Annotated in this window: 12 protein-coding genes; 9 read left to right on the forward strand and 3 right to left on the reverse strand. The window is 63.7% G+C overall.

Annotated features, from left to right (window positions below; translation table 11 throughout):
- Positions 1-26 precede the first annotated feature (26 nt).
- Positions 27-2,051, reverse strand: coding sequence for a beta-galactosidase (locus ACSVIE_RS17855; protein WP_426003923.1), 2,025 nt, complete (start codon positions 2,049-2,051; stop codon positions 27-29).
- A 206-nt stretch (positions 2,052-2,257) separates the two neighbouring features.
- On the opposite strand from ACSVIE_RS17855, the gene ACSVIE_RS17860 reads away from it, so the two are divergent.
- From ACSVIE_RS17860 to ACSVIE_RS17880, 5 genes are read left to right on the forward strand one after another with little or no spacing between them, the layout of a single operon-like run.
- Entirely contained in the window at positions 2,258-3,544 is a 1,287-nt protein-coding gene (locus tag ACSVIE_RS17860) for an ABC transporter substrate-binding protein (protein ID WP_426003922.1), read from the forward strand.
- Between the two features lie 31 nt (positions 3,545-3,575).
- A complete protein-coding gene (locus ACSVIE_RS17865) occupies positions 3,576-4,529 on the forward strand; it encodes a carbohydrate ABC transporter permease (protein ID WP_426003921.1) in 954 nt (317 codons plus the stop codon).
- Positions 4,526-5,446 (forward strand): carbohydrate ABC transporter permease, encoded by a 921-nt coding sequence (locus ACSVIE_RS17870; protein ID WP_426003920.1) that lies wholly within the window; start codon positions 4,526-4,528, stop codon positions 5,444-5,446. The genes ACSVIE_RS17865 and ACSVIE_RS17870 overlap by 4 nt, the downstream gene beginning before the upstream one ends.
- A gap of 13 nt (positions 5,447-5,459) precedes the next feature.
- The gene (locus ACSVIE_RS17875; RefSeq protein WP_426003919.1) at positions 5,460-6,140 is read left to right on the forward strand and encodes a Poxvirus protein I5; all 681 of its coding nucleotides are present in this window, start codon (positions 5,460-5,462) and stop codon (positions 6,138-6,140) included.
- Positions 6,141-6,153: 13 nt separating this feature from the next.
- Positions 6,154-7,440: an MFS transporter gene (locus ACSVIE_RS17880; RefSeq protein ID WP_442424710.1), complete on the forward strand. Its 1,287-nt coding sequence runs from the start codon at positions 6,154-6,156 to the stop codon at positions 7,438-7,440.
- 10 nt (positions 7,441-7,450) lie between these two features.
- On the opposite strand, the gene ACSVIE_RS17885 is transcribed toward ACSVIE_RS17880, so the two are convergent.
- A complete protein-coding gene (locus ACSVIE_RS17885; RefSeq protein ID WP_426003917.1) occupies positions 7,451-9,568 on the reverse strand; it encodes a DUF6807 family protein in 2,118 nt (705 codons plus the stop codon).
- A 244-nt stretch (positions 9,569-9,812) separates the two neighbouring features.
- Between ACSVIE_RS17885 and ACSVIE_RS17890 the strand changes: the two genes are divergently transcribed.
- The 4 genes from ACSVIE_RS17890 to ACSVIE_RS17905 all read left to right on the forward strand — a co-directional run bounded on the left by ACSVIE_RS17890 (position 9,813) and on the right by ACSVIE_RS17905 (position 12,808).
- A complete protein-coding gene (locus ACSVIE_RS17890; RefSeq protein ID WP_426003916.1) occupies positions 9,813-10,820 on the forward strand; it encodes an acetylxylan esterase in 1,008 nt (335 codons plus the stop codon).
- 220 nt (positions 10,821-11,040) lie between these two features.
- Positions 11,041-12,171 (forward strand): 3-deoxy-7-phosphoheptulonate synthase, encoded by a 1,131-nt coding sequence (locus ACSVIE_RS17895; RefSeq protein ID WP_426003914.1) that lies wholly within the window; start codon positions 11,041-11,043, stop codon positions 12,169-12,171.
- Positions 12,172-12,323: 152 nt separating this feature from the next.
- On the forward strand, positions 12,324-12,536 hold the full coding sequence (locus ACSVIE_RS17900; RefSeq protein ID WP_426003913.1) for a helix-turn-helix domain-containing protein: 213 nt from the start codon (positions 12,324-12,326) through the stop codon (positions 12,534-12,536).
- A 173-nt stretch (positions 12,537-12,709) separates the two neighbouring features.
- Entirely contained in the window at positions 12,710-12,808 is a 99-nt protein-coding gene (locus tag ACSVIE_RS17905; RefSeq protein ID WP_003792170.1) for a 30S ribosomal protein bS22, read from the forward strand.
- 168 nt (positions 12,809-12,976) lie between these two features.
- Here the strand turns inward: ACSVIE_RS17905 and ACSVIE_RS17910 are convergent, their stop codons facing one another.
- On the reverse strand, positions 12,977-13,939 hold the full coding sequence (locus ACSVIE_RS17910) for a DUF559 domain-containing protein (RefSeq protein ID WP_442424711.1): 963 nt from the start codon (positions 13,937-13,939) through the stop codon (positions 12,977-12,979).
- Positions 13,940-14,111: the final 172 nt, after the last annotated feature.

Raw genomic sequence — 14,111 nt, forward strand, 5'->3', positions numbered from 1 at the left:
GCGCTCAAAACGCGCACAAATTCGACTTAGTTGGGGTGGTCTTCCGCGATCACGGCCACTCCTCCGGCGGGGACGATGCCGCTGAAGCGCAGCCCGCTGAGGAGTTCGTCGCCGTCGGACTTGACCGTGACGTCTTCCCTGCTGTGGTTGATGGCGAACAGGAAGCTGCTGCCGTCGGCGGTGCGGCGCCGGGTCAGTTCGACGCCGGGAGCCGCCTCGGCAGCGGACGTCACCTTGGCTTCGGCCAGGAGCCGTTCGGTGAGTGCTTCAATGCCGTCGGCGTCGGGAAGCGTGGCGAGGTACCAAGCGGATCCTGCGCCCACGGAGCGGCGCGTGACGGCGGGGACGCCGTCCAGCGGGTAGCCGGTAAAGGTGGAGACGACTTGGGCGTCGGTCGCGTGGACATGTTCACTCCATCGCGTGCCCGTTGTTCCGTCGCTGAGGGTGACGGTGGTGCCCGGAAAGAGGGGATGGAATTCCTCGCTGCGGATGCCAAGCAGTTCGCGGAAAGCGCCGGGATAGCCGCCCAGCCGTACGTGGTCGCGTTCGTCCACGATCCCGCTGAAGTAGCTGATGAGCACGGTGGCTCCGGCTTCGGCAGCAGCTGCGATGGAGGCGGCATCCTGGTCGGTCACGGCGTACAGCGTGCACACGAGGACCAGGCTGTAACCGGAGAGGTCCGCCGACGGATGGACGAAGTCGGCGGTGACACCCTGGAGGTACAGCGCGCGGTGGAAGGCCCGCATCGTCTCGAGGTACTTCAGGCTCTGGCTCGGGTGGGAGTCCAGTTCGGAGGCCCACCACGACTCATAGTCGAACACGATGGCCACGCGGGATTCCACGCGTGAACCCTTCACCGGCGCGAGTTTGCCCAGGGCTTCCCCGAGTTCCACGACGTTCCGCCACACCTGGGTGTCGCGCCCACCGTGCGGAACCATGGCGGAGTGGAACTTTTCCGATCCTGCCTTGCTTTGGCGCCACTGGAAGAACATCACGGCGTCAGCGCCCCTGGCTACGTGTCCCAGGGAATTACGGAGCATCTCGCCGGGCATCTTGGGCTGGTTGTGGGGTTGCCAGTTGACCGCCGAGGTTGAGTGTTCCATGAGGATCCAGGGCCGGCCGCCGGCGACGCCGCGGGTGAGGTCTGCGCTGAAGGCGAGTTCAATTTCCCGTTCGGGGTCGGCGGCTACAAGGTAGTGGTCGTTGGCGATGACGTCCATGTCCTTGGACCAGTCAAAATAGTCCAGGTTCTTGGTGGCACTGGAGACCATGAAGTTGGTGGTGGCAGGGACGTCGGGGGTGACCTCGCGGATGACGGCCAGGAGCATGCGGTAGTAGTCGATGAACGCCCACGAGTTGAACCGGGCAAAGTCCAGTTGCTGGCCCGGGTTGAGCGTGGTGGGCGAGGCGCCGGGCGGAATGATTTCGTCGAACGACGCATAGTGCTGGGACCAGAATGCCGTTCCCCAGGCGTCGTTCAATTCCTCGATGGAACCATAGCGGCGCTCCAGCCAAGCGCGGAAGGCCTGGGCGTCTTCCTCTCCGTGGAACTCGCCCACATGGCACCCGAGTTCGTTGTCCACGTGCCAGAGCGCCAGTGCGGGGTGGTCCTTATAGCGTTCGGCCAGGGCCCGCGTCATGCCGGCGGCATAGCGGCGGTAAACAGCGGACGACGGCGTGTAGTGGCGTCGTGAGCCGCGCTCCAGTCTGATGCCTTCCGCAGTGACGGGGAGGATTTCGGGGTATTTGCGGGCGAGCCAGGCGGGAGGCGATGCTGTTGCGGTCGCGAGAGCAACTTTGATCCCGGCGCCGTGGAGGTTGTCCATGACCTCGTCCAGCCACGCGAAGTCGTACTGTCCTTCCACGGGTTCCAAAAGCCCCCACGAGAAGATCGCCACACTCAGCAGGTTGACCCCCGCCTCCTTCATCAGCCCGATGTCTTCGAGCCGGATGTCGCGGGGCCATTGTTCGGGGTTGTAATCACCTCCGTAGCCCAGTCCGTTGATGGCCTTCCATGTGGCTGCGTGGTGCTGGTTTTCGGGGGAGGACAAGGGAACTCCTTCGTAGTGCGGGCAGAGGTGCAGACGGATGGTAGCCGGGGTGGTGCGTCCGCAATGTGAGAAAACGCGTTCTTGGAAAACGCTTGCCCACATGTGGGATTAGAGCTATTGTATCGATTCAGAACGAGTGTAAGCGAGATCACTGCCACGTTGTAGAGGCGCTGAAGAAGCTGCACCAACCGAGCAAGGAGGCTCTCATGATCAATCGAAGGAATTTCCTTACCACGCTGGCTCTCGGCACCGCATCGGCCGCGTTCCTCTCAGCGTGCGGCCAATCGTCGTCCTCGGGACAGACGGGTTCCGCGGAGAACCCGGTGACCATCACCTATACCTGGTGGGGCAACGACGACCGTGCCGAACGCACCCGGAAAGCAATTGCCCTTTTCGAATCCAAAAACCCTGACATCAAGGTCAACGGGAACTTCACCGACTTCGCCGGATACTGGCAGAAGCGTGCCACCGAAGCAGCCGGCGGTGGCCTCCCGGATGTCATGCAATGGGACCTTTCCTACCTCCGGGACTACGGCCAGCGAAACCAGCTCCTTGACCTCGGCACCGTGAAAATCAATACGGAAGCTTTCGACAAGTCGCTGCTGCCGTCCGGCCAGGTGCGCGGCAAGACGTACGGCATTCCTACAAGCACCAATGCCTTTGCCATCTACTATGACCCCGCCAAACTTGCTTCCATGGGCATCGCCGAGCCGGACGGAACCTGGAACTACAAGGAATACAACGCGTTCCTTGCCGAGGTGGGACAGAAAGGCAATGGCGCCGTCTTCGGTGGCACTGACTACACGGGCGTGTGGTGGATGTTCAACATCTGGCTGCGCCAGAACAACATCGAGGCCTTCACCGACGAAGGCAAGCTGGGCTTCTCCAAGGACGACATGAAGAAGTGGTGGAACCTCACGTCGGATCTTCGCGGCACAGGTGCGATCGTCCCGGAGGACAAGGTCACGCAGTTGCTGCCCAAATCGCCGTTCGGGTCCAACGTCACCGCTACGGAAGCCACGTGGGACAACTTCATGGCCGGCTACCTCGGAGACAGCGGCGCCAAGGAACTCAAGCTTGTCCCCGTCCCCTCGGACGATCCCGACAACCTTGGCCTGTTCCTCAAGCCGTCCATGCTGATGGTCGCCAGCGCCAAGACCAAGTACAAGGATGCAGCTGCCAGGTTCATCGACTTCATGGTCAACGACCCCGAGGTCGGCCAGATCTTCAAGACCTCCCGCGGCGTTCCGGCGTCGAAGACCCAGCGGGACGGAACCACCTTCGAAGGTACGGACAAAGTGGTGGTCGATTACGAAAAGTCGATCGAGAAGTACCTCAAGGATGCCCCGGAACCGCCCATCGTCGGCTTCGGCACGCTTGAATCGTCATTCAAGCGCATCAGCTCGGAACTGAACTACGGCAAGCTGACGGTGGACGCCGCGGCGGACGCCTGGTTCAAGGAAGCCGAAGACCTCATCAAGCAGAACGCCTGATACAGGCTTTCCCGACCGACGGAATGATCCCGTGACTCAAAGCCCAACCCTGAGCAGGCGTCCCCGGACGTCCCCGGCCCCCCTGTCGCGCAAGCCGCGGCAGCAAGGTGCGGACGCACGCGCCGGCTACACCTTCCTGTTGCCTTGGCTGTTGGGGTTCATTGCCCTGACGGTAGGGCCAATGATCTCCTCGCTGTACCTGTCCTTTACCAACTACAACCTGTTCGATCCACCCAAGTGGATCGGCCTGGACAACTACGTGTCACTGTTCCAGGACGAACGCTTCCTGCAGTCGGTGGGCGTGACCTTGAACTACGTGATCCTGGGGACGCCGTTGAAGCTTGCGGCCGCCTTGGCCGTGGCCATGCTGCTCAACAGCAAGCGCAAGGGCCAGGGTTTCTACCGCTCGGCGTTCTACGCCCCCTCGCTGATCGGGGCCTCCGTTTCCATCGCCATTGTCTGGAAGGCGATGTTCGGCGACTCCGGTCCCGTGGACCAAGGGTTGTCCTTCTTCGGCATCAACCTTGGCGGTTGGGTTGGCAACCCATCCATGACCATGCCCATGTTCATCCTGCTGACCGTGTGGCAGTTCGGCGCTCCGATGGTGATCTTCCTGGCCGGTTTGAAGCAGATTCCGGCTGACCTGTACGAGGCTGCATCGATGGACGGGGCCGGTCCGGTGCGGAAGTTCTTCAACATCACCTGGCCCATGTTGTCGCCGGTGATTTTCTTCAACCTCCTCATGGAGACCATCCACGCTTTCCAGATCTTCAACTCCGCTTACATCATCTCCAACGGTGAAGGCGGCCCGGCCGGCTCCACGCTCTTCTACACCCTCTACCTCTACCTGCGCGGTTTCAGCGACTTCCGGATGGGCTACGCCTCGGCGATGGCCTGGCTCCTGCTGATCGTGGTGGGCATCCTGACCCTGGTCATCTTCCGGACGTCCAAGTCCTGGGTCCACTACAGCGGTGATTCGAAATGACAACCATGGCACCTTCAACCCAGCCCGCGCCGGCGCAGGTCCAGGCCCCGGAGTACAACCCGAAGTCTGAATCCGCGGTGGCGAAACGGGCCAAGAGCATCATCTTCCACGCCGCGGCGCTGGTCCTCACCGGAATCGTGCTGTACCCGGCCCTTTGGATGATCGCGTCGTCGTTCAAGCCGAATTCCGAGATCGGCGGGGCCAACACCTCGCTGTGGTCCGACAACTTCAGCTTCGACAACTTCGTCACCGCCATGGATGGTATCGGCGGGGTCTCAACCCTGACGTTCTTTACCAACTCCCTGATTCTTGCCGTGGGCGCCGTGGTGGGAACCGTGCTCTCTGCGTCGGTTTCGGCCTACGCTTTCGCCAGGATCAAGTTCCCCGGCCGCAGCCTGTTCTTCGGCATGATGATCGCCACCTTGCTGCTGCCCTTCCACGTGGTGATCATTCCGCAGTACATCGTGTTCCAGCAGCTCGGGCTGGTGGACACCTACATCCCGCTGTTGATCGGGAAGTTCCTGGCAGCGGACGCGTTCTTCGTGTTCCTCATGGTCCAGTTCATGCGTGGCCTCCCGGCCGAACTGGACGAGGCCGCCCGCATCGACGGCGCCGGACACGTCCGGATCTTCGGGTCCATCATGCTCCCGTTGATGAAACCGGCCCTGATCTCCACGTCGATCTTCTCCTTCATCTGGAGCTGGAACGATTTCCTGGGCCCGCTCCTTTACCTCAACACCCCGGAAAAGTACCCGCTTCCGCTGGCGCTGCGCCTCTTCGTGGACCAGACCCAGTCCTCCGATTACGGCGCCATGATCGCCATGTCCGTCCTGGCACTGCTGCCGGTGCTGGTCTTCTTCCTCGTCTTCCAGCGCTACATCGTCGAAGGCGTCTCCACGCAGGGCCTCAAGGGCTAGAAGGGTACGGACAATGAGCATCCTGGACACCACGGGAGAGTCCGCGGGAAAACCGGGCCTTCCGGTCAGCCGCTTCGCCCTGTTTTCCGAGACGATCCTGGCCGGCGTCATCGTGATGTTGTTGTCACTGCCCCTGGTGACGGCGCCGGCTGCCTACGCGGCCGGCGTCGAGCACCTCGACAGGCACCTCAGCGGCAGGGATGATTCCCTGCGAAGCCTGTGGGGCACTTTCCGCCGTGCGCTGCCGGGCAGCTGGCGTACGGGAATCACGACGGCGGTCGCCGCCGTCGTGATTGTCCTGAACCTGCTGCTCGCTATCGTGGGGCAGCTTCCCGGGCGGGAAGTGGTCCTTCCTGCCACGCTCCTGCTCGCGGGCGCGGGTGCAGTGCTCTTCCTGCGCGTCGCCGGAAGCTGGGGCGGAGAGGCCAATGCGCTGCCGGGGCGCCAGCGGTGGCAGGCGGCATGGGCACGAGGTAAGGATGATGCCTTGCGTGACTGGAGCGGGACACTGCTCCTGCTGGCCGCGGTGTTCATGGCCGTGGTGTTTGTGTGGATGCTGCAGGCACTGTTCGTGATCGTTCCCGGCACCCTTGTCCTTGCCGTCGCCGCCGTCAAGGTGCGGGACGCTTCACGCCGCACCGACGGCCAGCCACGCTCATCGGAAACCCAGCCCGTCAAAAACCCCTCGAAATGAGCTGACCGCCCCCGTGTCACCGCGCCCGCAGTCCCAGCGATCCACGCAGAACACCCCGGGCACACCCCGGACCCCCTCAACAGACACCTGGCACTACCCTCTGCGGCATCACAACTACCGCATGTTCGTGGTGCTGTCGCTGGTGGGGAGCGGGGGAGTATGGATGCAGCGCCTGGCCCAGGACTGGTTGGTACTGCAGTTGACCGGCAGTCCGGCGGCCGTGGGTCTTGCCGTTGCCCTGCAATTCCTGCCGATGCTGGTGGTGGGTCCCGTGGCAGGGGTGTTGGTGGACCTGTTCCCGAAGCGGCGGATCCTCCTGCTGTGCCAGTCGGTCGCTGTTGTTCTGGCGGCCGGGTTGGCCGCGTGGAATGCCGCGGGCGGAACGGATGTGTGGGTGGTCTACGCATCCTGCGTCGCTTTGGGAATCACCAGCGCCATCGATGGCCCCGCCCGCCAGGTGTTCGTCAACGAAGTGGTGGGCGACGCCGGACTTCCCGCAGCGATCGGGCTTAACAGCGCGATCGGGCAACTGGGTGCCATGGCCGGTCCGGCTTTGGCCGGCGTAGTCATTGCCCAGGCTGGTGCTGCAGCAGCATTTGCCGCCAACTCGGTGATCGGGGTGGCGGTGATCCTGATGATCATCGCGATCCGGCCCGGCGAACTCCATCACCCACCGGAACAGATCCTTACGGAACGACGTGGGCGGATCCTGGCCGGTTTCCACTTTGTGAGGGCCCGCCCGCCCCTTGCGCTCATCATGCTTCTGGCCGGCCTGCTGGGAGCCTTTGGGATGAACGGTCCCGTGGTCCTGGCGGCTTTTGCGGACCGGGTCTGGCACAGCGGCCCCGCGGGGTTTGGCCTGTTCAACACCGTGAGCGCCCTGGGTGCATTGGCCGGTGCCTTGCTGGCGCCGCGGATCAAGCGTTCTGGCCGGAAGGGGATCGTGGCGAGCGCCGGGCTTTTTGGGCTCAGCCAATTGGTGGCCGCCCTGATGCCCCACCAGGAACTGTTCACCGTGATGCTGGTGGTGGTGGGTTTCATGACCCTGATGTTCCTGACCAGCGCAGCAACCGCCGTGCAGCTGGAAGCAGGGGCAGCCGTACGCGGGAGGGTCCTGGCCTTGTACTTCCCGTTGCTTCTGGGCGGCCACGCTCTGGGTGGCCTGCTGGCCGGTTGGCTCACGGAGGACTTTGGCGTGAGGGCCGGGCTGGTGGTCACCGGCGCGCTGGGGATGACGTCCGCCGTCATCATCGGCCTGCTGCTGTGGCGCCATTCGCGGCGGCCGCGTCACACGATCTGAGACCCGGTGGTTATGTCCCGGACACCAGGTTTTCCACCTCTGCGGCGGTAAGGATGCCGTCGCTGATCCACACGGTGTTGCTGCGGGAGAGTGAAGCGCCACGGGCCAGCGACACCGGCTCGTCCCAGGCGAGCGCGGACCCGACTGCCGGGTAGCCCTCACACCGGACAAACCACGGGTCGGCAGACTCGGACGGTGCGGCGAACACCAAAGTGGCAGGGCCGCCGTCGAACTCTCCTGTCCAGGCCAGCCACTGCGCAACGGAACCGTGCACGTCTGGTTCGCCCTCAGCCGTGGAGGAGAAGACGCGCGGGGACCCATGGGCGGGAAGCCGCCAGAAGAACCCGCCGTAACCGCTCCCGGCGGCGCCATGGGAGCCGGGGCTGCCCAGGGAGACATCCACGACGGCGGTCAGTTGCGTCCGGAAGCCAAGTCGCCAGGTGCGGGTATCAAGGAGGGTCCGCTCGTAGCTGCGCTGTTCATGCATCAGCGGCTCGCCATCGGCTGTGAGCCATTCGAGGTGAAGGGTGGTGCTGTTGCTTCCACGGTGCACGTGACGGACTTCGATGCGGCCGTGGTCATCAAGATCCACATATTTGCCAGCAGTCCTGCGGTAACTGCGGCCACCCCAGAAATTCCAGCCGTTCACATCCTGGAGGGCGAAACCTGCGCCAAGATGCCACACATGGTCTGTCGGGAGGTGGTCTGTCACCGTGATACCGCCGGGCGTCCGCGCCGGGTGCACGTACGGCCTGGGGGAGAGGCCCTTCTCCAATGTCGCGCCGGTGCGCAGTACTGCTTCCGCGGCGGCGTGCGCGCCGGCCGCGGTGGTGTCAGCGCCCGCCGGGGCGGCGTGCGCGCCGGCCGCGGTGGTGTCCGCGCCCGCCGGGGCGGCGTGCGCGCCGGGGGAGAAGAGATCCTGGGAGCCGTCAACGGCGGGGCGGGCCCAAGGCAGCCCGAGCCCGGAGAACGTGGCATGCGCCGATGTTGCGCGCTGGAGGGCGTCCTCGATCCCACGGATCACTGCGCGCGCCTGGTCTCCCGAACCGACCCACTCAATGTACCGGGGGTCAATGGGGGCGGGATCTTCTGCTGTGCGGATCGCCTCCAGGACCTGCATGAATGCGCCGCTGTCCTCCAGGGGACTGAGCAGCGGCGTACCGTCCTTCAGGTGCTGCAGGAGGTTCTCCGTCAGGTCCTCGCGCCCGAAGTCGTGGGTGGTTTCGCCGGCCTCCGTGGTCACCGTGACGCGGTCCCCGGTGTAATGGAAAACTGCAGTTCCTTCCGTTCCCTGCAACGTGACGTAGGGCTCCACGGACTCCGACGCGCACAAGGTCAGTGCGCAGGTGATGGGCAGTCCGGCCGCTGTGCGGAGCTTGATGACTGAGGTGTCGTCCGATTCAATGTCGTTGGCGCGGTAGAGATCCGTTTCAACCGACGCGAGGTCATCTACGCTGCGGGCACCGGCAATCCGCAGGGCAGTGGCAATGGCGTGTGCCAGCGGATTCGTGGCCACTCCGTCCACGACGTCCACGCCGTCGAGGCTCCGCTTGCCTGCCCAACGCGATCTCTTGTAATAGGCGCGGTCCCGTACCCAGCGGCCGGTGGCGGAAATCCCCTTGAGTGTTCCGATGGCCGGAAGTTCCTCCGATGCACGGCCTTGGGCCAGGTGCGCCAGTGCGGCCAGGGCTTTTGATCCGAGGCTTTGAAAACCGACCTGGACGCTTCGGCCGGAGACCGCGGCTGCCTGTTGGAGTCGTTCGAAGTCCGCCATGGAGGCTACGGGTGGCTTTTCCAGGTAAAGATGGGCCGAAGATGCCAGGACGTCGAGGGCCAAAGGGGCGTGGGTCTGGATGGGGGTGGCCACAATAATGATGTCCGGGCGGTGGTTACCGCGCAGCAGGCCGCGAAGGTCCTGATGGATGGCAGTGGTCTCCGGCAGGCTGCCCGGCGCCGGCGGGTTGGGGTCGGCGACGGCAACCAGGTCCACTGTGCCGTGGGCGCTGAGCCGTTCCAGGTTGCCCAGGTGGTGGGCGCCGAAGCCATGGACCCCCACCAAAGCAATCCGTACCGGCACCACGGGGTCGGGGGCCGGCTGGTGTGCGGACTCTGTGGAAGCGGTCTCCATGGGTCTCTCCTCTGGGGCGGGCAGGCGAGGCGGGCGGTTGGCACTTCCTTGGGCAAGCGCTTTCCGCGTTTCAGTGACAGTGTAGCGCGGACGGTCCGGAATGTAACGATTCAAGTCGAGCCTGGTTCCGCCCGCGCCGCGTTGTCCTTAGATTAAGGGTCTGTGACAAGCGCCACTCCTTTATGACATAGGATGTCCTCAAGCTCCGCCTATCGTCACACCTCTTCTCTCCCTGGAACGGACCATGCCACTCTTCGACCTTCCCTTGGAACAGCTCCGCAATTACACCTCCAGTGCGGTCCCGCCCGCTGACCTCGACACCTTTTGGGACCGGACCATCGCCGAAGCGCGCGACATCCCGCTCGACGCCGTTTTCGAACCGGTGGAGAACTACCTCAGCGTCATCGATACCTTCGATGTCACCTTCTCCGGCTTCGGCGGCGACCGGATCAAGGGATGGTTGCACGTGCCGGCACACCTTGAGGCCGGGGAGCGCCTTCCGGTAGTGGTGGAGTACATCGGCTACTCCGGTGGCCGCGGGCTGGTGAACCAGAACACCCGCTGGGCGCAGGCCGGCTATGCGCACTTCATCATGGACACCCGCGGCCAGGGATACGGTGGCGTGTCCGGTGATACTCCGGATCCGCACCCGTCCGCCGGGGGCGTCAACTATGCCGGGCTCATGACCCGCGGGTCCGCCCACCAGGATGAGTACTACTACCGACGCGTCTATACCGACGCCTTCCGTGCGGTGGAAGCGGCACAGCACCATCCCGCCGTCGACCCTTCCAAAGTGGTCCTGACCGGCGTCAGCCAGGGCGGCGGCATCACCGTGGCCGCTGCCGGGCTGGCGGCCGGAAGGCTCGACGGCGTGATCGCCGCCCTGCCCGACGTCCCCTTCCTGCAGGACTTCCCGCGGGCGATCGACATCGCACCCCGCGGGCCCTACCCGGAAATCGCCTCGTTCCTCGGGCGGCACCGGGACCGGTACGAGTCCACGCTGGCCGTGCTGAACTACTTTGACGGGGTGCACCTTGGGCGTTTGGCCACTGTCCCGGCGCTGTTCTCCGCCGCCCAGATGGACGATATCTGCCCGCCTTCTACCGTGTTTGCCAGCTACAACAACTACGGTGCTTCGGGCGGATCCCCTGGGAAGGACATTGAGGTGTACCGCTTCAACAACCACGAGGGCGGCCAGGAACACCACTGGATCGCGCAGCTGCAGTTCCTGCGCAAAATATTGTCATCCTGACGGACACGATTTGGCGGGTGTGAACCTGCGCGGTTATGGTGTGGCTATGACTAAGCGTTGGTATGCGTATTTTTCGTTGGCTCTGGAGGGGCCCGCGTCTAACTGACACGCATCCAACTTTCCTTCAGAGCCAACAGGGCAGAGATGATTCTCTGCCCTTCGCCATATCCGGCGGGTTCTGAAAAGGGGCCCGCTCCGTTTCCCGGACAGGACCCAGAACATGACCAGCATCGCCCCTGAATCTTCGTTGACCTCGGACAACGCCCAGCCCGCAACCTCCAATCTCCGCGTCGCCCGGTTCGAGCCGCTTCCGGCACCCCAGGACCTCATCGCTGAGTTGCCGCTGGACGCCCGCTCAGCAGCCGTCGTCGACCGTGGCCGTGATCAGGTCCGCGCCATCATGGACGGCGTGGACGACCGCCTCCTGGTGATCGTGGGTCCGTGCTCCATCCACGATCCCAAGGCCGGCCTGGAATACGCCCGCCGCTTGGTCAGCCAGGCCGAGAAGCACAAGCAAGACCTGCTCATCGTCATGCGGACGTACTTCGAAAAGCCGCGCACCACGGTTGGCTGGAAGGGCCTCATCAACGATCCGCACCTGGACGGCAGCCACGACATCGCCGCCGGACTGCGCGCGGCCCGCGGCTTCCTCAAGCAGGTCACCGCCCTGGGGTTGCCCACCGCCACGGAGTTCCTGGAACCCATCAGCCCGCAGTACATGGCGGACCTCGTCTCCTGGGGAGCGATCGGCGCCCGCACCACCGAGAGCCAGATCCACCGCCAGCTCGCCTCGGGCCTGTCCATGCCCATCGGCTTCAAGAACGGAACCGATGGCGACCTGCAGGTGGCCATTGATGCGTGCGGCGCCTCTGCCGCTGAGCAGGCCTTCCTGGGAATCGACGACGACGGCCGGGCGGCTTTGGTGGCCACCGCCGGCAACCCGGATACCCACGTGATCCTCCGCGGCGGACGCAAGGGGCCGAACTACTCTGCCGCTGACGTGGCGGCGGCCTCATCCAAGCTCGCCGCGAAGGGACTCAATCCGCGCCTGATCGTGGATGCCAGCCACGCCAACAGCGGAAAGAGCCACCACCGCCAGGCGGAAGTTGCACTGGAGATCGGCGCGCAGCTCGAAGCCGGGGCGTCCTCTCCCATTGCCGGTGTGATGCTGGAGAGCTTCTTGGTGGGCGGTGCCCAAAACCTGGATGTGGCAAAGCAGCTCGCGGGGGAGCAGGAACTGGTGTACGGGCAGAGTGTTACGGACGCCTGCATGGAGTGGGACGTCACGGCTTCCGTCCTGGAGCAGTTGGCTGCCTCGGCCCGGAAACGTCGGTTGGCAGTCGGGGAATAAGCGGGGAGTGCGGTCCCACTTTCCTGGAAGTGCTTTCACATTGGCCCCATCAGCCACTAGAGTATCCAGCACATGGTTGTTTGATGGCTCAGCATCGGCACACCGTTCTTTCTGGGGGTGTCTTACTGTCTGAGAGCAAAGGAATATGGGAAATGTCCGCAGAGACTAACTTCTCGAAGGCACGTTTCATGACGGTGGCTGAAGTGGCCGACGTCTTGCGTGTTTCCAAAATGACCGTGTACCGCCTGGTCCACTCAGGGGAAATGCCCGCCGTCAGGTTTGGCCGTTCCTTCCGGGTTCCGGAAGAGGCCGTGGCCCAGTACCTCAAAGGTGCCGTGGTGGACGGGCAGACGGAGACCGCCTGAGGCCTCCCATGGCCCGCTCCGTGGGCCGTGGTCACAGGGTGCCTCTTTGAAGCGGTACCCTGTTAAGGAACGTTTTACGTCATTGTAAGAATCTGTCAGTTGTACTGTCTGCTGCTTTGTCCGCGGATCCGTTCCAACAGACAGGACCTTCATCTAGTTTGTAAGGAACTTTCGTGGGTTCAGTTATCAAGAAGCGCCGCAAGCGTATGGCCAAGAAGAAGCACCGTAAGCTGCTTCGCAAGACCCGCCACCAGCGCCGCAATAAGAAGTAGAGATACTTCGCCAAGCGTGAATGCCCGTTGCCTGTCCAGGCGGCGGGCATTTTTGCACCCTCGGACGCTCTCTCACCGATCGTCGCATTTGGCCGGACGCTCTCTCACCGATGGTGCGGTTTGTCGGGACGCTCTCTCACCGATGGTGCGGTTTGTCGGGACGCTCTCTCACCGATCGTCGCGGAATCCCGACGCGACGGCTGGGTCGATCCAGCTGTTCCTCAGGGCCTTCTTGATTTTCGAGATTGCCTTTGCGAACCCATCTGCCAGATCCTCTTTTCCAAAGATGAGAACCGTCCAACCGGCCGCCGCAAAGGCTTTGTCCCGCCGTCGATCGCTGAAGTACTGTTCCTCCTCGAGGTGATGGCCGCCGTCGTACTGAATTGCCAGGCGCCGGGCACGGAAGCCAAGGTCCGCTGACGGAGAGAAAGGGTCGTCATCGCGGAGGCGTATCTGCAACTCGGGTTCGGCAAGTCCGGCGTCGAGCATGGCGAGACGGAGCATGGACTCCGGCGCCGAGTCGGCACCGACGCGCAGAAGGTTCAACGCTTCCCGCGCGCGGACCACTCCCTGGAGATTCTTGTGCCGGGACACCATGGTTCGTAATTCGGGGATTGAGGCGAAGGGGACGCTCCGGCCCTCAAATTCCGGTCGTGGGACCCGAATGAGCTGATCGCCGATGCAGACAAGGTCCTTCAACGGCAGTTGGCGTGCCAAGTCCAGCCATGTCCTGGAGCGGGTGCTCATCCACATGCCCTGCGTGAACTCGATCTCGGACTTGTCCAGGACCAGCGTGTGTCCGATGATGCCACGTCTTCGGACGGACGGCAGACTTCGCGGCTTGCTGAGGTGCAGTTCATTGGAATCGGCAAGCCAAGGAGGAAGCCAGAGGCCATGAAGTCGGGCAGCAGTTACATGGGATATCCAAGCACCAGGACTCGCGGCAGAGAGCGACCGTGCCGCAGCCGCCAGGTTGAAGTCCCAGTCGGCGGGACGATAGATCCCTTGACTGACACCCTCGATAGTGGCCTCTTTCCTGAGCTGCCTGTGTTCCAGGCCCGCAGCTCGCGCCTCGTTGAGGGTGAAGGGAGCAGAAGTCAGCCGGGTAGGAACGGTCGACGGTTTTTGCATACCGGCATTGTTTCCCAGGAAGGCCGATGCTTGCAGAAGTTATCCACAGGCTGCTGCCGCCAACCATGAAGGGGTGAGAGAGGGTCAGCGCAGGAGGGGGTTTTGGTGAGAGAGGGTCAGCGCAGGAGGGGGTTTTGGTGAGAGAGGGTTGGGGTGGGTGGGGGTTTTGGTG

It is taken from the genome of Paenarthrobacter sp. NCHU4564, assembly GCF_052156435.1.
Classification (GTDB): domain Bacteria; phylum Actinomycetota; class Actinomycetes; order Actinomycetales; family Micrococcaceae; genus Arthrobacter.